Raw genomic sequence first — 21920 nt, 5'->3', positions numbered from 1 at the left:
ATGACCGCAAAGCCGCTTGTCGCCGTAACCGGGGCGAGCTCCGGCATCGGAGAAGCCACCGCCCGCGCCTTCTCCGCGGCCGGCCACCCTGTGCTGCTGATGGCCCGCCGGATCGAACGGCTGGAGGCCATGCGTCTGCCCAATTCGGTCTGTCGCAAGGTGGACGTTCGCGATCGTGCGATGCTCGCCGCGGCGGTACGAGACGCCGAAGCAAGGTTCGGCCCCGTGGATATGATGTTCGCCAACGCCGGCATTGCGAGGCTCGGTGACATCGGCAGGCAGGACCCCGCCGATTGGGACGAAATGATCGCCATCAACGTCAATGGTGTCATGAACAGCGTACATGCCGTCATGGCGGGCATGATGGACCGTCGTCACGGTACGCTCGTCATGATGAGTTCGATCGCTGGACGCAAGGTCTATCCCGATCATACGGTCTATTGCGGGACCAAATATTTCGTCCACGGCGTCTCCGAGAGCCTTCGCGAATATCTGTCCGCCTACGATGTTCGCGTGATCGTCATTTCGCCGGGAATCATTGAGACCGAGGTCCTGGATGGCGTGAAGGATCCGGTGACACGTGCCAGCTATGACGCAAACAAGGCCGCAATCGGCGGCGGCATCGGGGCCGAACACGTCGCCGACCTGATCCTCGACGCCTACAACCTTCCGCAAAAGGCGCTGGTGCAGGAGATTTGCATCACGCCGACTCGACAAAAATACTGAGCGCTCTCACGCGCCGACCTCAGGAGCCGACCATGACCGACAGCGAACTTCAGTTGCGCGAGGCGATCATCGCGAAATGCCGCTGGATGAATGCGACAGGGCTGAACCAGGGCACGTCCGGAAATATCTCCGCCCGCCACGGCAACACCATGCTGATTTCACCGTCGGCAACGCCTTACGACCTGCTCACGCCCGACATGATCGCGGCAATGCCGATCGAAGGCGAATACGGATCATGGCGGGGACCGCTCAAGCCCTCCACTGAATGGCGCTTCCATCTCGACATCATGAAGGCACGACCCGACGTCGGGGGCATCGTCCATACCCACGCGACCTATTCCACCGTGCTGGCGATCGCGCGCAAGGAAATCCCGGCATGCCACTACATGATGGCGGCCTTTGGCGGCATGAACGTGCGTGTTGCCGACTATGCCAGGTTCGGCACCAAGGAACTGTCGGAGCATGCGCTGACCGCGCTGGAGAACCGCACCGCCTGCCTGTTGGCCAATCACGGAATGATCGCCACGGGGGCATCACTGGACAAGGCGATGTGGCTGGCGGTCGAACTCGAGACCATCGCCCGGCAGTACTATCTCTCCCTGGCGATCGGTGGACCGGTATTGCTGAGCGAGGCCAACATCAGCGAAACCGCCGCTGCATTTGGCAGCTATGGCTTGCAGGATCCGCCGGTCAAGGCGAACGCAACAACGTGATCGGCATGGTGGAAAGCCACTCCAATCTGGATGATGCGCACCCACGAATGATCGCGGGCCGCGCCAGGGCGACGGCAGTTACCATCTCAACGCACCCGTGCGCACGGGGGCGTCCCAAAGCGCGGTCGTCTCAGGATCAAGCAGGCTCACAGTGAGCGAGCAACCCGCCATGTCCAGCGAGGTGACGTAACTGCCAACCAGCGAACGGGCGATGCGCAGGCCGCGACTTTCGAGCATCCGGCGCGCCGCGTTGTACATCAAATAGAGCTCGATCGTCGGCGTGCCGCCGAAACCGTTGACGAGCAGCAGCGCCTCCGTCCCGGCACGCGCGCCGAGATCCTCCGCAATGGCCGTCGTCATCTCGGCGGCGATCGCATCAGCCGCTGCCAGCTTGACGCGGCGGCGTCCCGGCTCACCGTGAATACCGACCCCCATCTCCATCTCGTCTTCGCCCAATGCAAAGGTCGGCGTGCCCGCAGCCGGGACGGTGCAGCTCGTCAGCGCAACGCCCATCGAGCGCGTCTGCGTGTTGACGCGCTCGCCGAGCGCGACACAGGCTGCGAGATCGGCGCCCTTCTCGGCGGCGGCGCCGACGATCTTCTCGACGATCAACGTGCCTGCGACGCCGCGGCGCCCGATACTGTAAGTGGACTTCTCGACCGCGACGTCGTCGTCGGTCACGATGGCCGCGGTGCGGCCCTCGGCGATCTCGGCCGCCATCTCGAAGTTCATACGGTCGCCGGCATAGTTCTTGACGATGAAGAGGACGCCGGCGTCGCCCGCAACCGCCTGGGCCGCCTCGACGATCTGGTCCGGCGTCGGCGAGGTGAACACCTGCCCGGGACAGGCGGCATCGAGCATGCCGTAGCCGACAAAGCCCGCATGCAGCGGCTCATGTCCACTGCCGCCCCCCGACACCAGCGCAACTTTCTTCGGGTTCAGCTCGCGGCGCCGCACGAATTTCCGCTCGGCGCCGAGCGTAACCAGATCGGCGTGCGCGGCCGCAAAGCCGTCGAGGCTCTCGGCGAGAACGTTGTCGACCGAATTGATGAACTTCTTCATTGTTTCCTCCCCGCTTCGTTCGTTTGGCGTTTCTCGCCTATTTTTCCCGCATGATGGCAATCAGCCGCCGCGTGAACTCCTGCAGCAGCGCGTCGAGCTCGGCGTTGCGCTTGGCGCTGCCGAGATCCGGCAGATGCAACGTCAGCGTCCGCTCGTGCGAACCTTCGCTCAACCGGCCGACGCGGCGCGGATGTGCGCGCGCATAGGCGCGAAGGAAGGCGGTCTTCGCCTGTGGCGGAAAATGGCAGACATCGAAGATCGTGTTGAGATGCTGTACCGGTATCGGCACCGGATAGGCGGGATTGCTGATCTGGCTGACGAAGCTGCGGTTCTTCCCCATGGCATGGGCCAGCCGGAGCCGCATGCCGGACGGACGGCTCTCCAGCACCTCCTTGAAGATGCGCTTGTAGACCGCAACCGCACCGGCTTCGGGCGCGTCATCGGCCGCCATATCAGCCAAGGCCGCCTCCGCCGCTCAGCCGGTCGATGGTCTGCTTGATCTGCGCCAGCGCCGATGCATTGACGGAGAGTTCGCGCAGCCCGCAATTCAGCAGCGCGGGCAGGCAGCGCGGATCACCCGCCATGTCGCCGCACAGGCTGACGCCGATCGCGGCGCGCCGCCCATGCTCCGCGGTCCGCGCGATCAGTTCGAGCACTGCCGGATGAAGCGGATCCATCAGGGAGGCGAGAGCTCCGTTGGAACGATCGCAGGCCAGGACATATTGCGCGAGATCGTTCGAGCCGATCGAGAAGAAGGACGCCTTGAAGCTTGTGATGGCCAGGGCCGCCGCCGGAACCTCGACCATGATTCCGAGCTCGGGCAGCATCGCGGCAATGCCGTCCGCCTGCAAGCGCTGCACGACATCGGCGAATAACCTCCGCCCTGCCTCGAGCTCGTCCGCCGACGTCACCATCGGGAACATCACCTTGAGATTGCCGCGCACCGCGGCCCGCGCCAGCGCGCGAAGCTGAACCGCAAAGATCTCGGGCCGGGCAAGGCACAGCCGCAGGCCGCGCACCCCGAGGAACGGATTGGCTTCGCCGTCCAGCGTGAAGCCCGGCACCGGCTTGTCGCCGCCGGCATCGAAGGTGCGGATGGTGACGGGCCGCTGGCCGGCCCAACGCACCACCTCGTCATAGGCCTGAAACTGGGTCTCCTCGTCCGGCAGATCGCTCCGCCCGGCGAGCAGGAACTCGGTGCGCATCAGGCCGATGCCGTCGGCATATTGCGCGTCGGCGTGCTCGAGATCCTCGACGCGCTGGATGTTGATGAGGAGCTTGATGTGCTCGCCGCGCCACGAGGCCGTCGGCCGCCGCAGGATCGCGCGCGCGGATGCCCTGCTCTTGCGATGGCTGTCGCGTCGCTTCTCGAAAGTGCGGACCTGCTCGACGCTGGGATCGAGCTCCAGCGTCGCGCCTTCGCCGTCGAGCAGCGCCGTGGTGCCGGTGTCCGGAATCGCACCGAGCTGCACCACCATCGGGATGCCGCGCGCCCGCGCCAGCATCGCGACATGGCTGGTCGGGCTGCCCCGCAACAGCGCCAGGCCGCCGCCGCCGGACCAGTCAATCTCGAGGAATCGCGATGGCGGCAGATCGTCGGCACAAACCACGCCCCCGCTCGGGATCTTCAGCGGCTGGCCCTGGTCGCCACGTAGAACGTGGATCACCCGGTCGCGCAAATCCGCGAGATCGGAGGAACGCGCCTTCAGATAGTCGTCCGGCGCGGAATTGTAGTCGGCGATGTGGGCGTCGAGCGTCGAGCGCCATGCGATATCGGCGGGACGTCCCTCGCCGATCGACCCGAAGATCGCCTCGATCAAATCCTCATCCTCCAGCAGCGCGACCTGGAATTCGAGGATCTGCGCGGCTTCGCCGCCGGCGCTGGCGGCAAGATCGGCGATCTGCCCGCTCGCGACGTCGATCGCATTGCGCAGCGCCAACGCTTCCTCGACCAGCGTGCCGGCCACCCGCTCGCCGGCCGCGCCCGCGTCGACCCGGACCAACGGGCCGTGGGCAAAGCCGATCGAGGCGGTCCTGCCGCGGTAGGCCAGCCCTGCAGCGCCGCCCTGCATGCTACGGTGCTCCATCCGGGAAATCGCTTGCGATCAGATCGACCAGCGCCGCGACCGCGGCCTCGGCATCGCTGCCGGAGGCCTTGATCTCGATCGTGCTGCCGTGTGCCGCACGCATCGCCATGATCTTGGCCACGCTCTTGGCGTTGATCCATTCCGGCGCGTCCGCGACCCGCACCGAGACCTGCGCCTGGAACTTCTTGGCGAGCTTGGTCAGCTTGACCGCGGGGCGCGCGTGCATGCCGACCGCATGCACCAGCCGCACGTTGCCGGTGAATATCTGTCCGTCCGCTTTATCAAGCATGCTCATCATCCATCATCGCTTCGCCGACGCCTCAGTCGGCAGAGAGTTCCTCGGCCACGGCCTTGACCTGGGCCAGCGAGCTGCCGCCCGCAGCTTCCGTCGCCGCCATCACGGCGCCCTCGACGATCGGCGCGTTGCAGACGACAACGAGATCGCGCCGCGCCGGCTCCAGCATCTCGACCGCCATTTCGCTGTTGGTCTCGGCGCCGCCGAGGTCGACCAGCACGGCGACGCCTTTCGACGACCAGGCGTCGTTGATGGCGTCGATGATCAGCGGCACGCTGGTGCCGAGACCACCGTCGGGATTGCCGCCGCAGAAAGCGACCTTGACCTCGCTGCCGACCATCTGCCGCACCATGTCGGCGGTTCCCTTGGCGATATCTAGGGAATGCGAGACGATCACGATGCCCACGGTGTCGGTCATTGCCGCGCCTCCAGGCCGGCGCACACAGCGTGCACAAGAACACAGCTCGACCGCGCCCCGGGATCGACATGGCCGACGCTGCGCGCACCGAGGAACGACGCCCGCCCTTTGGTAGCTTGCATCGGCGCCGTGCGCTCGACCGCTTCAGCCGCGGTGCTGCGCACCCGCGCGATCAGATCGGGCTGGCCGACGCCTGCTTTCAGCGTCTCCAGCACCGGAACGAGCACATCAAGCATCGTCTTCTCGCCGGCCTGCGAACGGCCGCGCGCGCTCACCGCGTTCACGCCGCTGCCGAACACGTCGGCGAGATCATCAGGCAGGTGCTTGTCGTGCGACAACGCCTCGCCCGCGGCAAGAAAGAAGCTGCCATAGAGCGGGCCGGAGGCGCCACCGACTGTCATGACCAGGGTCTTGCCGATCATCTTGAACGCCTCGTCGAGCGGCTGCGCCGAGATGGCATCGAGCTTGCCGAGCACGGCTTCGAAGCCGCGCTTCATGTTGGTCCCGTGGTCGCCGTCACCGATCGCCTGGTCCAGGCTCGTGAGCTCCGGCGCGCTGGCGATGACCTGCTCGGCGGCCGCCTTGAGCAGCGACTTGAATGTCTCGGGTTGCACCGACATTGATCTGAACCTCTTACGCCTCTATTGAACCATCGCGCCGACGCGCTGCCCGGCACGGTCGAAACACAGCGGACGCACCAGTTGCAATTCGACCTCCTGACCGGCCCGCAGCGGCCGATGCGGATCCGCCAGCGTCACCAGCGTTTCGCCCTTATAGTCCAGGTGAACGTGATTCTGCTCGCCGAGGTGCTCGACCCGATGCACGCGCCCGACCATCTGCCCGCCACTGCGCGTGGCGATCTGGAGGTGCTCGGTGCGGATGCCCACCGTCTCGGTTTCCGGTGGCATCGCCACATCGGACAGCAGCCGTGCGGGCAGAAAATTGATCTGCGGCGTCCCGAGCCGCGAGGCGACGTAGCTCGAGGAGGGATTTTCGTAGATCTCCCTCGGCGTGCCGAGCTGAAGCAATTGGCCGTCCCTGATCACGCCGATCCTCGATGCCATCGTCATGGCTTCGACCTGGTCATGGGTCACGTACAGGATGGTCGCGCCGAGCTCGAGCTGGATCCGCTTCAGCTCGAGCCGAAGCTCGGCGCGAAGCTTTGCATCCAGCGACGACAGCGGCTCGTCCATTAGATAGATCGAGGGATCGCGCACCAGCGCGCGGCCGATCGCGACCCGCTGCATCTCGCCGCCGGACAGGCGGGTGGCGCGATTGTTCAGCTTGCCGGTGATATGCAGCAGCTCCGCGGTCTGCTCGACGCGCTTGCGGATCAAGGGCTCCGGCACGCGCCGCGCCGGAGAGCGCAACGGGAACGCCAAATTGTCGTAGACCGACAAATGCGGATACAGCGAATATTGCTGGAACACGAACGCGATGTCCCGCGCACCCGGCGGATCATGCGTCACATCGCGCCCGTCGATCATGACCGAGCCGGCGTCGGGACTCTCGAGCCCGGTGATCAGCCGCAGCGTCGTGGTCTTGCCGGCGCCGCTCGGCCCGAGCAGGACGAGGAATTCGCCGTCGCCCACCGTCAGCGAGAGGTCACGCACCGCCTCCACCGCGCCGAAGCGCTTGCTGATATTGCGCAAGCTGACGTCAGCCATGGCGCACGCCCTCCTCGCTGGCGGTCCTGATCGCAAGGCCGCTGCCGATATCGAACAGCGCCAACCGCTCGGAGTTGAATTCGAGGCCGATGGTCTCTCCGATCCGCACCGAGGCGCTGGACGGCAGCCGCGCCGCGACCCGCCCATACGCCGTGTCGACGGTGACGATCTGCGTGGTGCCGAGATATTCCGCGCCGAACACCTCGCCGCGAACGGGTCCGGCGTCGGCGAAGCGGATATGCTCCGGACGTACCCCGAGCGCCAGCGGCGCGCTCGCGCGGTCCTCGCGGATCTCGGGCACCGCGAGCGTGGTGTCGTGGAAATCGATCGCCCGGTCACCGGATCGCAGGCCGCCCTCGAAGCGCAGGAAGTTCATCGGCGGCGAGCCGATGAAGTCCGCGACAAACATGCTGGCGGGCCGGTCATAGACCTCCTGCGGCGTGCCGATCTGCTCGACGCGACCCTTGTTCATGATCGCAATTTGGTCGGCCATCGACATCGCTTCGAGTTGGTCATGGGTGACATAGACCGTGGTCGCCTTGATGCGATCGTGCAGGTCCCGCAGCTCGCCGCACATCAGATGGCGAAACTCGGCGTCGAGCGCGCCCAGCGGCTCGTCCATCAGGAAGGCCTTCGGGCGCCGCACCATGGCGCGCCCGAGCGCAACGCGCTGGCGGTCGCCACCCGAGAGCTTTGATGTCTTGCTCGACAGCAGATGCTCGATCCGCAGCATCCGCGCGGTTTCCTGCACCCGTTCGCGGATATCGCGCCTCGCCATGCCCTGGCACTTCAGCGGGAAGCCGATGTTCTGCCCGACATTCATGTGCGGATAGAGCGCAAACAGCTGGAACACGAAGGCGATGTCGCGGGCGGCGGCGCGGTGGAAGGTGACGTCCTCGCCGTCGAGCAGGATCTTGCCCTCGGTCGGCAGCTCGAGGCCGGCGATCATGCGCAACGTGGTGGTCTTGCCGCAACCGGAGGGGCCGAGCAGCGCGAAGAAGCTGCCGTCGTCGATGGTGAAGGTCGAGCCTTCCACCGCGGTGAACTGATCGAACGACTTGCGCAGGTTCTCGATGCGGATCTGTGCCATGGCCCTATTCCGGAAAATGGCTGACGACGACGTAGCCGACCGTGCCGGCAAGAATCGTCACGAAGGAGTAGCTGTACAGATCGATCGACCAGGGCTGCACCAGCATGAAGATGCCGCCCCCGATCAGGGTCATCGCAACGGTCTCCCAGCGGCTCCGCTGGAAAAAGCGATGGAGTGCCCCTTTGCCTCCCCGGGCAACCGCAGAACCGCTCATTTGCGCACCGCTCCGAAGGTGATGCCGCGCAGCAGATGCTTGCGCAACAACACGGTGAACATGACGATCGGGACGACGAACAGCGTGGTCGCGGCGGCAACCGCCGGCCAGTCCTGCCCGCCCTCTCCGATGATGAACGGGATGAAGGGCGGCATGGTCTGCGCCTCGCCGCTGGTCAGCAGAACCGCGAACGCGTACTCGTTCCAGGAGAAGATCAGGCAAAAGATCGCGGTCGCCGCAATTCCGGTGACGGCCTGCGGCAGCACCACCTTGCGCAGCGCCTGCAACCGTGTATAGCCGTCGACCAGCGCAGCCTCCTCGTACTCGCGCGGGATCTCATCGATGAAGCCCTTGAGCAGCCAGACCGCGAGCGAGACATTCACGGCGGTGTAGAGCAGGATCATGCCGAGCCTGGTGTCGGTCAGATTGAGCTGCCGGTACATCAAATAGATCGGGATCGCGACCGCGACCGGCGGCATCATCCGCGTCGACAGGATGAAGAACAGCAGATCGTCGGCCAACGGAATGCGGAAGCGCGAGAACGCGTAGGCCGCGAGTGTGCCGAGGAAGACGGCGAGGAAGGTCGAACCGAAGCCGATGATCAGCGAATTGACGAAGCGCGGCACGACCTTGGACGGTCCGGCAATCACCATGTCATGCTTGCGCACGAGCTTGTCATACCAGGTCTCCGGCGCCGGCAACTTGGTGATGAAATCAGGTGTCTGGCGGGTGCGCACGGTGAACAGGTTGACATAGCCTTCGAGGGTGGGCTCGAAGATCACCTTGGGCGGATAGGCGATGGCATCGCTTTGCGACTTGAAGGCGGTGGCGACGATCCAGAGCAGCGGCAGGATCGTGATCAACGCATAGAGGATGACGAGCGTGCCGGCGAACGCCTTGGTGCGCGGCGAGGCCTCGACGATCGAATGCGCGGTGGATTTGGCAACAGCAGCGGTCATCGTTGCTTCACCTTGTTGAGCGCTTTGACGTAGATGTTGGCCGCACCGAACACGGTCACGAACAGGATGATGGCGAGCGCGGAGGAATAGCCGGTGCGCCACTTCTCGAACGCCGCGCGCTTCAGCGTGATCGACACCAGTTCGGTGGTCGATCCTGGTCCTCCCGAGGTCAGGAGATTGACCATGTCGAACATCTTGAAGTTCTCGATCGCGCGGAACAGCACCGCAAGCATCAGGAACGGCACCGTCATCGGCAGCGTGATCGACCAGAACTGCCGCCAGGGCGAGGCACGATCGACTTCGGCGGCCTCATAAATGTAATCGGGAATCGAGCGCAGCCCGGCGAGGCAAATCAGCATCACGTACGGCGCCCACATCCAGGTGTCGACCAGCACGATGGTCCACGGCGCGAGCGAGACCTGCCCGGTCATGCTGAACGAGCTCGGCGGCACGCCGGTGAACAGACTGATGAGATAGTTGAACGGGCCGATCTGCGGCTGCAGCAGCAGCGTCCAGAAGTTGCCGACCACCGCCGGCGACAGCATCATCGGCAGCAGGATGATCGTGGTCCAGAAGCTGTGGCCGCGGAATTGGCGGTTGATCAGGAGCGCAAGGCCAAATCCGACCACCACCTGCAGCGCCACCGACGAGATCACGAACTGCGCCGTGGTCTGCAGCCGGGTCCAGACGTCCTCGTCGGTGAGGATATCCCTGAAATTGTCGAGGCCGACGAACCGCAGCGGCAGATAGGACATGCTGAGGTTGAGGCTGGTGAAGGATAGCCGGATCATCCAGATCAGCGGGAAAATGTTGATCGCGAGCAGCAGCGCGATCGTCGGCGCAACGAACAGCCACGCAATGGTGCGGTCCGACAGGCCGCGGACACGCCGCGCGGCGCGGGATTTGGCGGGCTCGTTCACGCCCGGGATCATAGCATGATCGGGTTGCAGGATCGTGGTCATCTGTCCCATCGGCTGGCTGGATCGGCGTCCCCAAGGCGGCGCCCCGGGGAAGCCAGTTCGGTGAAGTCGCGTGGTCGCGGACCTATTGCGAGGCGACTTCCTTGCCCTGCTCCTTGAACACCTTGGTCCAGTCCTTGACCAGGAGGTCGAGCGCCTGCTGCGACGTGCCCTTGTCGGCGACGACGTAGTCATGCACCCGCTTCTGCATGTCGAGCAGCAGTTGCGCGTAGGACGGCTCGGCCCAGAAGTCCTTGACGATGCCCATCGACTCCAGGAATTGCGGCGCAAACGCCGCGCTCTTCGGGAAGTCGGGTGCGTCGACCACCGCCTTCAGCGCCGAGTAGCCGCCGATCTGCCACCATTTCTGCTGCACGGCCGGCTGCGCGAACCACTTGATGTAGGCGAGCGCGTCGTCCTTGCGGTCGGAGGTCGCTACCACCGAGATGCCCTGCCCGCCGAGCTGGGTGAAGTGTCCCTTCGGACCGGCCGGATTGACGAAGAAGCCGATCTTGTCGCCGCCGACATTCGGATCCTTGTAGAGGCCGGGAAAGAAGGCGAACCAGTTCATCTGCATCGCCACCTGGCCGGACTTGAAGGCATCAAGCCCTTCCTGCATGTAGGCGTTGGTCATGCCCGGCGCGGTGCAGCACTTGTAGAGCTCCTTGTAGAATTCGAGCCCCTTGGCGGCGTCAGCTGAGTTGACGATGCCCTGCATCTGGTACGGCTTCTTCGGATTGTCGTAGCCGAAGCCGAAATTGTAGAGCACGTTGGTCACACCCATCGTGATGCCTTCCGAGCCGCGCTCGGTGAAGATGTAGGCGCCATAGACCTTCTTGCCGTCGATCTCGCGGCCCTGGAAGAACTCGGCGATCTGCTTCAGCTCGTCATAGGTCTTCGGCGGCGCCAGATCGCGGCCGTACTTGGCCTTGAACGCCGATTGAATCTCGGGACGCGAGAACCAGTCCTTGCGATAGGTCCAGCCCACGGCGTCGGCCATCGCCGGCAGCGCCCAGTAGTTCGGCGAGTTCTTCGGCCACTGCGAGTAGCCGACAACGGTCGCCGGGACGAAGTCGTCCATCGAGATCTTCTCTTTGTCGAAGAAATCGTTGAGCTTGACGTACCACTTGTTCTCGGCGGCGCCGCCGATCCACTGGCTGTCGCCGATGATCAGGTCGCAGAGCTTGCCATGGGAGTTCAGCTCGTTGAGGAAGCGATCCGCATAGCTCGTCCAGGGGACGAACTCGTATTTCATCTCGATGCCGGATTGCTTGGTGAAGTCCTTGCCCAGTTCGACCAGCGCGTTGGCGGGATCCCATGCCGCCCAGCACAGCGTAAGCTGCTTGCCTTGCGCTGCAGCCTCGCCTCCACCGAATACCCCGAGCAGCGCAGCCCCGAGGACCGCCGTCGCCGCAGAGCTACCTAGCCATTTGAAGCTTCGCATGTCCGTTTCCTCTCTCGTTGATGCATCTAACCCACGCTGCGCGCCCCCTGCCGGAGCGACGCAAAGAACCTGAAGCCGAGTTGAGGAGCGATGGGTGAAGAACGAGACAGATCCATCCCAAACCTTTGTTCGGACGGGCGGGCTCCTCCCACACATCAGCTCGATGCGCGATGTTTAGTTTTTCTTAGTAACTAAACGTATTACTAAATTTCGACGGCCGTCAAGCGGGTTTCGCGCGAGCCCCATGGGAATTGCGCGCCCGTCGATGCAGTACCGCGATGCAGCAAAAATAGCTTGTTTGCTAGCCGTCCGTGATCATCGGTCTGGCACGCTTGGACGTTTTCGCACCGGCTAGATCGAGGGAGGTGCCGGAAGCCGCACTATTCCCGATGTTTAGCAAATCGCTTTACTGAACGTTCAATGGAACGATGGCTCGGGCAAAGACCGATGCACGACGCCGGCGCGTGATGGAACTCTCTCGCCTGGCCGGTTCGTCAGGACACTGGAAATCTTTCGGCTCTAATGTGGTCCGCGTTTCAGATCCGCCTCGCGGCAGAGGAGCCGCACCGAGGCGAATTCGAGACAGGCTTCATCGCACGCAACCGCTACGGCTCCCGCCGCATCAGATTCCTCACAGGCTGACGATCTCCGTGTCCACGTTGCCCGCCACCCGGCCCGCCGCTCGCAAAAGGCGCGTTGGGCAACACTGGACCAAGGCCATTCGGCTCGCTCGCGGCTGGCACGGCGCGCGCAGGATTTGGGCGAAGCTGGGTGCGATGCCGACCGCGATACGGGTTGCGATCGTCGGCGCAACGATCGTCGCACTCCTTCCGCTGGCTAACCTTGTTTTTCAGGTCGTCCGCAAACCGACCGAGCTGTTCTTCCTTGTTGGCACCGCGCTCGACAAGGAACCGACAGAGACCTGGCGGCAGTATGGAGCACATTTCCGCACCTACTCCACGGACACTGTCACGCCTGAGCTACTCGCTGCGCTGGCGCAGACCGAGAGCTCCGGGAATCCGGTGGCACGCACTTATTGGCGTTGGCGGCTGAGCTGGAATCCTCTCGCGATCTACAAGCCCGCCTCCAGTGCCGTCGGCCTTTATCAGATGATTGACGCGACGTTCGCGGAGGCGAACAGCTATTGTATCCGCCAGCACGCGGTCGTTGCGACGGACTGCTGGTTCAACAGCCTGTATGTTCGCACGCTACCGAGCCATGCCACGGAACTCACTGCGGTATCCCTGGATCGCGGCGTCGCCAGAGTTCTCGCGGCAGCGCCGAAGAGCACGGCGAATCCGCAACAGAAGCAGGACCTCGCCGCTCTCATCCATCTGTGCGGCACCGGTCCCGGACCGGCCTTCGTGCGCCGCGGCTTCCAACCGGCCGCCGGCGAACACTGCGGCGATCACCTCGTCGCGGCGTACCTTGCCAAGGTCAACCGGATGAGGCGTCAATTCGCGAAGCTTGCTGCGAACGACAGGGGCTGAGCTCGGAGTGGGATAACCGGCCGGCACGAGCTGGACCAGCTAGCGAACGGCCTCGAATCCGGCGAGAACCGACGTCAGGTTCTTCCCAAGAATGTCGGACAGATATCCGCCCTCCTGCACCAACACGGTCGGAAGTCCAAGCCGTGCAATGGCGCTGCCGATGCGTCCAAATCCGCCGGTGGTGACGGCAAGACCCGCGAGAGGGTCGTGCTCGGACGCATCAAGGCCGAGCGCGACAACCAGCGCACCCGGCTCGAAGGCGCGGATCATCTTTTCCGCAGTGGCAAGCGCCTGGATGTAACCGTCATCCCCGGTGCCGATCGCCAGGGGAACGTTGAGATTGGCGCCAAGCCCAGATCCCGCGCCGCGCTCATGCGCGTAGCCCCAGACGAACGGGTTGAAGAAGGTCGGATCGGCATGGATCGAAACCGTCAGCACGTCGGACCGTTCGTAGAAGATGCCCTGCGTGCCATTGCCGTGATGCACGTCGACATCGAGGATCGCGACGCGCTCGTGCTTGAGGCGAAGATGCGCGGCTGCGATCGAGCTGTTGTTGAGAAAGCAGAAGCCGCTGGCGAGATCGCGATAGGCATGATGGCCGGGCGGACGGCACAGCGCGTAAACCGCATCCTCGCCGTCCATCACCATCTGCGCGGCGGTCGTCGCAACGTCGGTTGCCGAGCATGCGGCGGCCCAGGTGCCCGGCCCGATCGGGCATGAGGTGTCGATGGTGTGCCAACCGAGCTTGCCGACGATGTGCGTCGGATAGGTACCAGCGTTACGAACCGGATGCATGTTGGCGATCATCTCCGGCCCGGAATCACCGAGCGTCGACCAGGCGTCCCAGGCTTCGGCAAGGAAGCTCAGATATTCGGGGCTGTGCACACGGGCGCGCGGCCCCTGTCCGAATGCGGTCGGCGCGACCAGCGTGTGCTCGCCTGCCCTCAATCCTGCCAGCAAACGATCGGCGCGCTCGGGCTGCTCCGTGGTCCGCGTGACCACACCGCGCACGAGGAAGAATTGCGGATCGTGGCTGCGGTGCAGTTCGGTATAGACGGCCTTCACAAGCTACTCCTGTTCGCTGAATCCGATTGCGCGAGGTGCGTGGTCACTTCGCCGCGGCCGGCCACGGCGGAATCTCGCGCACCAGCCGGCCGACTTCGCGCCAGGCGTGACCGAGGTGGTGGTCGATGTGGGCGACAATGCGCTCGGGATGACCGGCCTCGATCGCGGCAAGCACCGGCTCGTGGGTGCGCGCGATCTCGTGCGGATCATCGTAGAGCCGACCGATCAGGCCGATCACCATGCGCAGCTCGGAGGCGAGATCATCGAACAGCCGCAGCATGCGCTTGTTGCCGGCGATCTCGCAGATCAGGCGGTGAAACCGGTAGTCTTCCTCGACCTGCCGCGCCGGATCATCGAGATCGGCCATCTCATGCAGCACATCGATCTGCCGGCGGAGCATGTCGCGGGTCTCCGGCGTCAGATTGCGCGCAGCAAGCACCGCCGCGTGACGTTCGACGCAGAGACGCAGATCGTAGATCTCGTCGATATCGTCGGCGGCAAACTGACGAACGAAGAAGCCACGGCGCGGATGGGCGACGAGCAGCCCCTGCTGCTCCAGCAATCGCGCGGCCTCGCGCACCGGCGCCCGGCTCACACCCAGCTCGCGTGCCACTCCGGCTTCGACGACCTTTGACCCCGGCGGCAGCCGCCCCTGGACAATGGCTTCAGTCAGGCGACGTGCGACCTGGCCGACCAGATCGGTCTCGTTGAGGGCCGGCAAGCCGACCGGAGGGGACATCGTGCGCATCAAAAGGGTCCGTTTTGACCCTTGTACATTATTTAATCGCCGATTGTCGACAGTTTAGCCTTGATCAATTCTTAGATTGTCGACAGTTTAGTGGCGCGGGTATTGCAACGCAACAGAAACGGCCCGCGGACAGGGACTAGCCACAACGATGACGACGCATGTGCGGCCCGAGGCCGTGAAGGACCAAAACCAGCAATTCCGCATCGACCTCGCCGCGGCCTACCGGCTGATCCATCGGCTTGGGCTCGACGACAGCATCTACACGCACATCTCCGTGCGGCTGCCCGGCCGGCATGACCGCTTTTTGATCAATCCGTACGGCCTGCGCTTCGAGGAGGTCACGGCTTCCAATCTCGTCACCGTCGATCTTGACGGCGTCGTCATCGACGATCCGCTCGGGCTCGGCATCAATCCCGCCGGCTTCACCATCCATAGCGCCGTGCATGCGGCGCGGCCGGACGTCGCCTGCGTGCTGCACACCCACACAGTGGCCGGTGTCGCGGTGTCCTGCCAGAAGCAGGGTCTGTTGCCGCTCAATCAATGGTCGATGCAGTTCACCGGCTGCCTCGCCTATCACGACTATGAGGGCATCGCGCTCGATCTCGACGAGCGTCAGCGCCTGATCGCCGATCTCGGCGACAAGTTCGTGATGGTGCTGCGCAATCACGGCATGCTGACCTGCGGCCGCTCGGTCGCCGAGGCATTCAAGCTGATGCACAACCTCGAGCGCTCGTGCCGCGCCCAACTCGCGATCCAGGCCGCCGGCGCCGCCATCGCGCCGCTGTCGGATGCGGTCGGGCACAAGACCGCCGGCCAATACGCAACATTCTACGACAGCATCGAGACGAAGGGCGTGCCCGACACCGAGTGGGCAGCCTTCAAGCGCATGCTGGAGCGCACCGATCCGGATTTCATCAGCTAGTCGTCGGCCCGTTACGCGTCGCCAGGCGAAACGAACAACAAGAGAGATTGCACATGTTGAAGCGAGTATTGCTGAGCCTTCTGGTCGCGAGTGCCCTGAGCACCGCGGCGTTTGCCCAGGAGCCGAAATCCGGCGGCGTGGTCAACGCGGTGATCCAGCCGGAACCGCCCGGCCTGATGGTCGGCCTGGTGCAGAACGGCCCGACGCAAATGGTCGCCGGCAACATCTATGAAGGTCTGTTGCGCTATTCACCGAAGCTCGAGCCGCTGCCCGGTCTCGCCGAAAGCTGGGGCGTCAGCGAGGACGGCAAGATCTATACGTTCAAGCTGCGCAAGGGCGTCACCTGGCACGACGGCAAGCCGTTCACCTCCGCCGACGTTGCGTTCTCGATCGATTTCCTCAAGCAGACCCATCCGCGCGCCCGCGGCAATCTTGCCCAGCTCGACAAGGTCGAGACGCCCGACGACTCCACCGTTGTGTTTACACTGAAGCAACCGTTTGGGCCGTTCCTCGGCATCTTCGAGGTCGGCTCGCTGCCGATGATCCCCAAGCACATCTACGAAGGCACCGACTACAAGACCAATCCGGCCAACAACACGCCAATCGGCACCGGTCCCTTCATGTTCAAGGAATGGCAGAAGGGCTCGTTCATTCGCCTGGTCAAGAACCCGAGCTACTACATCAAGGGCAAGCCCTATCTCGACGAGATCTACTGGCACGTGATTCCCGACGCCGCCGCGCGCGCGGTGGCGTTCGAGACCGGCAAGATCGACATCCTGCCCGGCGGCTCGGTCGAGAATTTCGATGTGCCGCGCCTGTCCAAGCTGAAGAATGTCTGCGTCACCGGCGCCGGCTGGGAATTCTTCAGCCCGCATTCCTGGCTGTGGCTCAACAACCGGCAAGGTCCGACCGCGAACAAGAAATTCCGCCAGGCGCTGATGTATGCGATCGACCGCAACTTCGCCAAGGAAGTGATCTGGAACGGCCTCGCCAAGGTCGCGACCGGCCCGTCGGCGTCGACCATCAAGTACTACACCGACAAGGTGACCACCTATGACTACGATCCGGCCAAGGCGAAAGCACTGCTGAAGGAGGCCGGCTACAACGGCGAGATGGTCCGCCTGCTGCCGCTGCCGTATGGCGAAACCTGGCAGCGCTGGGCCGAGGCCGTGAAGCAAAACCTGCAGGACGTCGGCGTCAATGTCGAGATGATCGCAACCGATGTGCCCGGCTGGAACCAGAAGGTCTCCGACTGGGATTACGACATCGCTTTCACCTATCTCTATCAGTACGGCGATCCCGCGCTCGGCGTCGGCCGCAACTACGTCTCGAGCCAGATTGCCAAGGGCTCGCCGTTCAACAACGTCGAGGGTTACTCGAACCCCGAGATCGACCAGCTGTTCGCCGACGGCGCCACCGCCTTCCCGGATTCCAAGCGCGAGGAGATCTATCTCAAGGCGCAGAAGATCCTGACCGACGACGTGCCGGTGGCCTGGCAGCTCGAGCTTCAGTTCCCGACCATCACCCGCTGCAATGTCAAGAACCTGGTCACGACCGCGATCGGCGTCAACGACGGCTTCCGCGACGCCTGGCTCGACAAATAGGGCTCATCATCGGGCCGCGGCGTGCACAAGACGCCGCGGCTCCTTTCTGCTTCCTTCCCGAACGCAACCGAAGTCACCGATGCTCGCATTCATAGCCCAGAGACTTGCCAAGGCCGTTGTCGTCCTGCTCGCGATCGTCGTGCTCAACTTCATGCTGATCCGCATGGCGCCGGGCGATCCGGCGATGGTGATGGCAGGCGAAGCCGGCGCCAGCGACAAGATCTTCGTCACGCAATTGCGCGAGAAATTCGGGCTCGACCAACCGCTGCCGGTCCAGCTCTATCGCTACGTCAAGGGCATCGTGACGCTCGACCTCGGCTTCTCGTTCCGCCAGCAGATGCCGGTCGCCAAGCTGATCGCCGAACGGCTGCCGGCGACACTGCTGCTGACCGTCACAGCCTTCGTGATTTCGTTGCTGCTCGGCGTTCTGTTCGGCACGCTGGCCGCGCGCTTTGCCGGCACCTGGGCCGATACCGCGATCACGATACTGGCGCTGATCTTCTACGCCACGCCGCTCTTCTGGGTTGCACTGATGGCGATCCTCCTGTTCTCGGTCGCGATGGATTGGCTGCCAAGCTTCGGTTACGAGACCGTCGGCGCCAATTACGCCGGTCTCGCCCATGTGCTCGACGTCGGCGCGCATCTGATTTTGCCGGCGACAACGATGGGCCTGTTTTTCATGGCGACCTACGCCCGGATGACCCGCGCCTCGATGCTGGAGGTGAAGCGGCATGATTTCGTCAAGACCGCGCGCGCCAAGGGCCTGCGTGATGCCGTGATCCAGCGCCGCCACGTGCTGCGCAACGCGCTGCTGCCGGTGGTGACGCTGGCCGGCCTGCAGGCGGGCACGCTGGTCGGCGGCGCCGTGCTGACCGAGACCGTGTTCGCCTGGCCCGGCATCGGCCGACTGATGTATGAAGCGCTGCTGCAACGCGACTACAATCTGCTGCTCGGCGTATTCGTGGTCTGCTCGGCGATGGTACTGGCCTTCAACCTGATCACCGACCTGATCTACCGCGCGGTCGACCCGCGCATCGAGTTCGCCTCATGAGCAAGTCCTGGCGAATGATGCTGCGCAACCCCGGCGGCGTGATCGGCCTCGTGATCCTGCTGCTTGCGATCGCGATTGCGGTGTTCGGCCCGCTGCTGTTCCCGACATCGCCCTGGCGCATGGTGCAGCGGCCGTTCCTGCCGCCGTTCACGGTATCCGGCCTGCCGCTCGGCACCGACGCGCTCGGCCGCGACGTGCTCGCCGGCATCATCTACGGCGCCCGCGTCTCGCTGCTGGTCGGCCTGGTCTCGACCATGGCCGCGCTCGCGGTCGGCATACCCGTCGGCGCGCTCGCCGGCTATTTCGGCGGCAGGATCGGCGACGCCCTGATGCGCTTCACCGAGTTCTTCCAGACCGTGCCGAGCTTTGCGCTCGCGATCGTGCTGGTCGCGATCCTGCAGCCCTCGATCGCCTCGATCGTGCTGGCGATCGCGATCGTGAGCTGGCCGCCGGTGGCGCGCCTCGTCCGCGGCGAGGTGCTCTCGCTGCGCACCCGCGAATATGTCCAGGCCGCCGTCGTCACCGGGCAGTCGCACAGCTGGATCATCTGGCGCGAAATCCTGCCGAACGCGCTGTCGCCCGTGATCGTGCTGGCCTCGCTGATGGTCGCGACCGCGATCCTGCTGGAATCCTCGCTCTCCTTCCTCGGCCTCGGCGATCCCAATCTGATGTCCTGGGGCTACATGGTCGGCGCCGGCCGCACCGTGATCCGCCAGGCCTGGTGGATCACGCTGTTTCCCGGCATCGCGATCCTGCTCTCGGTCCTGGCGCTGAACCTGATCGGCGAAGGCCTCAACGACGCGCTCAATCCGCGCCTCAGCAAGGAAGGGCGCTAACCCATGCCTGCCGCACCCGTCGTCTCGATCAAGAACCTCAAGCTTGCGCTGCCGCCCGGCTCCGACCGCCCCTACGCCGTCGACGGCGTCTCGTTCGAGCTGACGCCCGGCAAGATCGTCTGCGTGGTGGGCGAGTCCGGCTCCGGCAAATCGATGTGTGCGCACGCGCTGCTGGGCCTGCTGCCCGACACCATCGCCCGCGAGGCCGGCGAGATCGCCTATGACGGCCGGAACCTGCTTACCCTCGACGATACCGGCTGGCTCGCGCTGCGCGGACGCCACATTGCCATGGTGTTTCAGGAACCGATGACGGCGCTCAATCCGTTGATTCGGATCGGCGAGCAGATCGCCGAAATGTTCGAGGCCCACAATTTGCTGACGCCGAAGGCGCGGAAGCAGAAGGCGCTGCAGCTGCTGCGCGAGGTCGGCCTGCCCGACCCCGAGCGCTCGATGCGGGCCTATCCGCATCAACTCTCCGGCGGCCAGCGCCAGCGTGCCATGATCGCGATGGCGCTCGCGCTGGAGCCGGCGGTGCTGGTCGCCGACGAGCCGACCACCGCGCTCGACGTCACCACGCAGGCACAAATCCTCGAGCTGATCCGCGACCTGCAGCGTCGCCGCAACATGGCCGTCATGTTCATCACCCACGATTTCGGCGTCGTCGCCGACATCGCCGATCGCGTGGTCGTGCTTCAGCACGGCAAGGTGGTCGAACAGGGCGCGGCCGACGACGTGCTGCAGCGTCCGCAGCATTCCTACACCCGCGCGCTGCTGGCGGCTGTTCCCTCGATGCAGCCGCCACAGCGCGCGCCGCTCACGGGCCGCGCCCGAGCCGTCGAAATTGTCGGCCTCGACAAGACCTATGTCAGCGGCGGCGGCTGGTTCCAGCCCGAACGCCGCGTCGCGGCTGCGAGGCAGGTCAATTTCGACATTTTGCAGGGCGAGACCGTCGGCCTGGTCGGCGAATCCGGCTCCGGCAAATCTTCCGTCGCCCGGCTCGTGATGCGCCTGATCGAACCCGACCAGGGCACGGTCCGCCTCGGTGAAACCGATTTCACCCGCATCGCCGGCCGTGCGCTGCGCAAGGAGCGCAGCCGCATCCAGATGATCTTCCAGGATCCGTTCGCTTCGCTCAATCCGCGCCGCAAGGTCGGCCACATCATTGCCGACGGGCCGATCGCCCACGGCACAGATCCCGCGGTCGCGCGCCAGCGCGCCGCCGAACTGCTCGGCCTCGTCGGCCTCAACGCCAATGCGATGGACCGCTACCCGCACGAATTCTCCGGCGGCCAGCGCCAGCGCATCGGCATTGCCCGCGCGCTTGCGCTCGAGCCGGAAATCATCGTCGCCGACGAAGCCGTCTCGGCGCTCGACGTCTCGGTGCAGGCCCAGGTGCTGAACCTGCTCGAGGACCTCAAGGCGCGGCTGGGCCTGTCGATGCTGTTCATCACCCATGATCTGCGGGTGGCGGCGCAAATCTGCGACCGGATCGCGGTGATGCAGCGCGGCGCCATCGTCGAGCTGAAGCCGACGGCAACGCTGTTTTCGGCGCCGGAGCACGCCTACACCCGTGAACTTCTCGCCGCGGTGCCCGGCCAGATCCCGTCATCGCGGGCGGCCTGATCGATGCGTTGCGTTCTCGTCAGCAAGACCCTCGATCTGCGCAGCTACATTGGCGCGGCGTTGGCGCGCACGGCGCCTCGCATCGAAGTCGTGGACCATATGGCGGATGCACCGGCCGAAGACGTGCGGCTCGCGCTGGCCTGGCATCCACCCCACGATGCGTTCGAGCGTTACCCGAACCTGGAAGCCGTGTGCTCGATCGCGGCCGGCGTCGACAACATCATCGCCTGCCCCAGCCTGCGCTCCGGCGTCGAGGTGGTGCGCGTGGTCGATCCCGGGCAGGCGCAGTTGATGTCGGGCTTCATCGCCTGGCACGTGATCGGACATCAGCGCGGCTTTGCCGCCTTTCGCGCCCAGCAGCGCGACCGGATCTGGCAACGCCGCGACCAGCGCCGGGCGCAGGACGTCCCGGTGGGTATCCTCGGCAATGGCGAGATCGGCCAGCGCGTCGCCGCCGACCTCGTGCATCTCGGCTTCCCCGTGATGTCGTGGAGCCGCACGGCCAAGGCGATCTCGTCATCGAGCCGCAGCTTTCACGGGCCGGCGGGCCTCGTCGCCATGCTCGCCGAGACCGAGGTGCTGGTGAACCTGCTGCCCCTGACGTCGGAGACGCGCGGCATTCTCAACGGCGAGCTTTTCGCTCAAATGCGCCGCGGTGGCTATTTGATCCAGGTCGGTCGCGGCGAGCATCTCGTGGAAGACGATCTGCTCGCGGCGATCGAGCGCGGCCATTTGTCCGGTGCAGCGCTCGATGTGTTCACCGCCGAACCGCTGGCCCTGGCACACCCGTTCTGGCACCATCCACAGGTCGCCATCACCCCGCATGATGCCAGCGACGTCAGCGTCCATGCCGTCGCGTCCACGCTGGCGGCAACGGCCGATGCTGTCAGCGCCGGGCGGCGCCCGCCGCACGCCATCGACCGTGCGCGCGGTTATTGATTGCGGGA

Annotated in this window: 23 protein-coding genes; 9 read left to right on the top strand and 14 right to left on the bottom strand. The window is 64.8% G+C overall.

Annotation, left to right across the window (positions count from 1 at the left end):
* Both K359_RS0105570 and K359_RS51195 read left to right on the top strand, forming a co-directional pair.
* Nucleotides 1–726 (top strand): SDR family oxidoreductase, encoded by a 726-nt coding sequence (locus K359_RS0105570; protein ID WP_029078458.1) that lies wholly within the window; start codon nt 1–3, stop codon nt 724–726.
* Nucleotides 727–758: 32 nt separating this feature from the next.
* Complete coding sequence (locus tag K359_RS51195; protein ID WP_035976185.1) at nt 759–1439, top strand: class II aldolase/adducin family protein; 681 nt, start codon at nt 759–761, stop codon at nt 1437–1439.
* Between the two features lie 78 nt (nt 1440–1517).
* Here K359_RS51195 and dhaK read toward each other — a convergent pair whose 3' ends face one another.
* The 12 genes from dhaK to K359_RS0105505 form a co-directional block, all read right to left on the bottom strand.
* Nucleotides 1518–2501, bottom strand: a complete 984-nt coding sequence (gene dhaK / locus K359_RS0105560) for a dihydroxyacetone kinase subunit DhaK (RefSeq protein ID WP_029078457.1) — start codon at nt 2499–2501, stop codon at nt 1518–1520.
* 37 nt (nt 2502–2538) lie between these two features.
* On the bottom strand, nt 2539–2952 hold the full coding sequence (locus K359_RS0105555; RefSeq protein ID WP_029078456.1) for a hypothetical protein: 414 nt from the start codon (nt 2950–2952) through the stop codon (nt 2539–2541).
* 1 nt (nt 2953) lies between these two features.
* Nucleotides 2954–4573, bottom strand: a complete 1620-nt coding sequence (ptsP, locus tag K359_RS0105550) for a phosphoenolpyruvate--protein phosphotransferase (RefSeq protein WP_029078455.1) — start codon at nt 4571–4573, stop codon at nt 2954–2956.
* A 1-nt stretch (nt 4574) separates the two neighbouring features.
* A complete protein-coding gene (locus K359_RS0105545) occupies nt 4575–4877 on the bottom strand; it encodes an HPr family phosphocarrier protein (protein ID WP_371261130.1) in 303 nt (100 codons plus the stop codon).
* Nucleotides 4878–4908: 31 nt separating this feature from the next.
* Entirely contained in the window at nt 4909–5301 is a 393-nt protein-coding gene (gene dhaM / locus K359_RS0105540) for a dihydroxyacetone kinase phosphoryl donor subunit DhaM (protein WP_029078453.1), read from the bottom strand.
* Nucleotides 5298–5921: a dihydroxyacetone kinase subunit DhaL gene (gene dhaL, locus K359_RS0105535; protein ID WP_029078452.1), complete on the bottom strand. Its 624-nt coding sequence runs from the start codon at nt 5919–5921 to the stop codon at nt 5298–5300. Before dhaL ends, dhaM begins: the two co-directional genes overlap by 4 nt.
* A 21-nt stretch (nt 5922–5942) precedes the next feature.
* A complete protein-coding gene (locus K359_RS0105530; RefSeq protein ID WP_029078451.1) occupies nt 5943–6968 on the bottom strand; it encodes an ABC transporter ATP-binding protein in 1026 nt (341 codons plus the stop codon).
* On the bottom strand, nt 6961–8058 hold the full coding sequence (locus K359_RS0105525; RefSeq protein WP_029078450.1) for an ABC transporter ATP-binding protein: 1098 nt from the start codon (nt 8056–8058) through the stop codon (nt 6961–6963). The genes K359_RS0105530 and K359_RS0105525 overlap by 8 nt, the downstream gene beginning before the upstream one ends.
* Nucleotides 8059–8062: 4 nt before the next feature.
* The gene (locus K359_RS66130) at nt 8063–8191 is read right to left on the bottom strand and encodes a hypothetical protein (RefSeq protein WP_334262084.1); all 129 of its coding nucleotides are present in this window, start codon (nt 8189–8191) and stop codon (nt 8063–8065) included.
* A gap of 77 nt (nt 8192–8268) precedes the next feature.
* Complete coding sequence (locus K359_RS0105515; RefSeq protein ID WP_029078448.1) at nt 8269–9231, bottom strand: carbohydrate ABC transporter permease; 963 nt, start codon at nt 9229–9231, stop codon at nt 8269–8271.
* Nucleotides 9228–10163, bottom strand: a complete 936-nt coding sequence (locus K359_RS0105510) for a carbohydrate ABC transporter permease (RefSeq protein ID WP_035976259.1) — start codon at nt 10161–10163, stop codon at nt 9228–9230. The genes K359_RS0105515 and K359_RS0105510 overlap by 4 nt, the downstream gene beginning before the upstream one ends.
* 112 nt (nt 10164–10275) lie before the next feature.
* Nucleotides 10276–11634: an ABC transporter substrate-binding protein gene (locus tag K359_RS0105505; RefSeq protein ID WP_029078446.1), complete on the bottom strand. Its 1359-nt coding sequence runs from the start codon at nt 11632–11634 to the stop codon at nt 10276–10278.
* 776 nt (nt 11635–12410) lie between these two features.
* Between K359_RS0105505 and K359_RS0105495 the strand changes: the two genes are divergently transcribed.
* Nucleotides 12411–13124, top strand: a complete 714-nt coding sequence (locus K359_RS0105495; RefSeq protein WP_245284535.1) for a transglycosylase SLT domain-containing protein — start codon at nt 12411–12413, stop codon at nt 13122–13124.
* A gap of 39 nt (nt 13125–13163) precedes the next feature.
* On the opposite strand, the gene K359_RS0105490 is transcribed toward K359_RS0105495, so the two are convergent.
* Nucleotides 13164–14189, bottom strand: coding sequence for a histone deacetylase family protein (locus K359_RS0105490; protein ID WP_029078444.1), 1026 nt, complete (start codon nt 14187–14189; stop codon nt 13164–13166).
* A 43-nt stretch (nt 14190–14232) separates the two neighbouring features.
* Nucleotides 14233–14937, bottom strand: a complete 705-nt coding sequence (locus K359_RS0105485; RefSeq protein ID WP_029078443.1) for a GntR family transcriptional regulator — start codon at nt 14935–14937, stop codon at nt 14233–14235.
* Between the two features lie 148 nt (nt 14938–15085).
* Here K359_RS0105485 and K359_RS0105480 point away from each other — a divergent pair, with 148 nt between their 5' ends.
* From K359_RS0105480 to K359_RS0105455, 6 genes are all read left to right on the top strand, one after another.
* Nucleotides 15086–15859 carry a class II aldolase/adducin family protein gene (locus K359_RS0105480; RefSeq protein WP_051346012.1) on the top strand — a complete coding sequence of 258 codons (774 nt, stop codon included), beginning with the start codon at nt 15086–15088 and terminating at the stop codon, nt 15857–15859.
* 53 nt (nt 15860–15912) lie between these two features.
* Nucleotides 15913–17463 (top strand): ABC transporter substrate-binding protein, encoded by a 1551-nt coding sequence (locus K359_RS0105475; RefSeq protein ID WP_029078441.1) that lies wholly within the window; start codon nt 15913–15915, stop codon nt 17461–17463.
* Nucleotides 17464–17542: 79 nt separating this feature from the next.
* Nucleotides 17543–18514 carry an ABC transporter permease gene (locus tag K359_RS0105470; RefSeq protein ID WP_029078440.1) on the top strand — a complete coding sequence of 324 codons (972 nt, stop codon included), beginning with the start codon at nt 17543–17545 and terminating at the stop codon, nt 18512–18514.
* Nucleotides 18511–19350: an ABC transporter permease gene (locus tag K359_RS0105465; RefSeq protein WP_029078439.1), complete on the top strand. Its 840-nt coding sequence runs from the start codon at nt 18511–18513 to the stop codon at nt 19348–19350. Before K359_RS0105470 ends, K359_RS0105465 begins: the two co-directional genes overlap by 4 nt.
* Before the next feature lie 3 nt (nt 19351–19353).
* Nucleotides 19354–20973, top strand: a complete 1620-nt coding sequence (locus tag K359_RS0105460; protein WP_029078438.1) for an ABC transporter ATP-binding protein — start codon at nt 19354–19356, stop codon at nt 20971–20973.
* 60 nt (nt 20974–21033) lie between these two features.
* Entirely contained in the window at nt 21034–21912 is an 879-nt protein-coding gene (locus tag K359_RS0105455; protein ID WP_245284520.1) for a glyoxylate/hydroxypyruvate reductase A, read from the top strand.
* Nucleotides 21913–21920 lie beyond the last annotated feature (8 nt).

The sequence above is a fragment of the Bradyrhizobium sp. th-b2 genome (assembly GCF_000426785.1).
Taxonomy (GTDB): domain Bacteria; phylum Pseudomonadota; class Alphaproteobacteria; order Rhizobiales; family Xanthobacteraceae; genus Bradyrhizobium; species Bradyrhizobium septentrionale.
The sequence above is the reverse complement of the archived record's forward strand: the minus strand, read 5'-3'. Positions and strand labels throughout refer to the sequence as shown.

Coding starts and splice junctions, on each gene's coding strand:
- K359_RS0105570 (WP_029078458.1), top strand. CDS start 1: ATGACCGCAAAGCCGCTTGTCGCCGTAACCGGGGCGAGCTCCGGCATC.
- K359_RS51195 (WP_035976185.1), top strand. CDS start 759: ATGACCGACAGCGAACTTCAGTTGCGCGAGGCGATCATCGCGAAATGC.
- dhaK (WP_029078457.1), bottom strand. CDS start 2,501: ATGAAGAAGTTCATCAATTCGGTCGACAACGTTCTCGCCGAGAGCCTC.
- K359_RS0105555 (WP_029078456.1), bottom strand. CDS start 2,952: ATGGCGGCCGATGACGCGCCCGAAGCCGGTGCGGTTGCGGTCTACAAG.
- ptsP (WP_029078455.1), bottom strand. CDS start 4,573: ATGCAGGGCGGCGCTGCAGGGCTGGCCTACCGCGGCAGGACCGCCTCG.
- K359_RS0105545 (WP_371261130.1), bottom strand. CDS start 4,877: ATGCTTGATAAAGCGGACGGACAGATATTCACCGGCAACGTGCGGCTG.
- dhaM (WP_029078453.1), bottom strand. CDS start 5,301: ATGACCGACACCGTGGGCATCGTGATCGTCTCGCATTCCCTAGATATC.
- dhaL (WP_029078452.1), bottom strand. CDS start 5,921: ATGTCGGTGCAACCCGAGACATTCAAGTCGCTGCTCAAGGCGGCCGCC.
- K359_RS0105530 (WP_029078451.1), bottom strand. CDS start 6,968: ATGGCTGACGTCAGCTTGCGCAATATCAGCAAGCGCTTCGGCGCGGTG.
- K359_RS0105525 (WP_029078450.1), bottom strand. CDS start 8,058: ATGGCACAGATCCGCATCGAGAACCTGCGCAAGTCGTTCGATCAGTTC.
- K359_RS66130 (WP_334262084.1), bottom strand. CDS start 8,191: ATGACCCTGATCGGGGGCGGCATCTTCATGCTGGTGCAGCCCTGGTCG.
- K359_RS0105515 (WP_029078448.1), bottom strand. CDS start 9,231: ATGACCGCTGCTGTTGCCAAATCCACCGCGCATTCGATCGTCGAGGCC.
- K359_RS0105510 (WP_035976259.1), bottom strand. CDS start 10,163: ATGATCCCGGGCGTGAACGAGCCCGCCAAATCCCGCGCCGCGCGGCGT.
- K359_RS0105505 (WP_029078446.1), bottom strand. CDS start 11,634: ATGCGAAGCTTCAAATGGCTAGGTAGCTCTGCGGCGACGGCGGTCCTC.
- K359_RS0105495 (WP_245284535.1), top strand. CDS start 12,411: ATGCCGACCGCGATACGGGTTGCGATCGTCGGCGCAACGATCGTCGCA.
- K359_RS0105485 (WP_029078443.1), bottom strand. CDS start 14,937: ATGCGCACGATGTCCCCTCCGGTCGGCTTGCCGGCCCTCAACGAGACC.
- K359_RS0105480 (WP_051346012.1), top strand. CDS start 15,086: ATGACGACGCATGTGCGGCCCGAGGCCGTGAAGGACCAAAACCAGCAA.
- K359_RS0105475 (WP_029078441.1), top strand. CDS start 15,913: ATGTTGAAGCGAGTATTGCTGAGCCTTCTGGTCGCGAGTGCCCTGAGC.
- K359_RS0105470 (WP_029078440.1), top strand. CDS start 17,543: ATGCTCGCATTCATAGCCCAGAGACTTGCCAAGGCCGTTGTCGTCCTG.
- K359_RS0105465 (WP_029078439.1), top strand. CDS start 18,511: ATGAGCAAGTCCTGGCGAATGATGCTGCGCAACCCCGGCGGCGTGATC.
- K359_RS0105460 (WP_029078438.1), top strand. CDS start 19,354: ATGCCTGCCGCACCCGTCGTCTCGATCAAGAACCTCAAGCTTGCGCTG.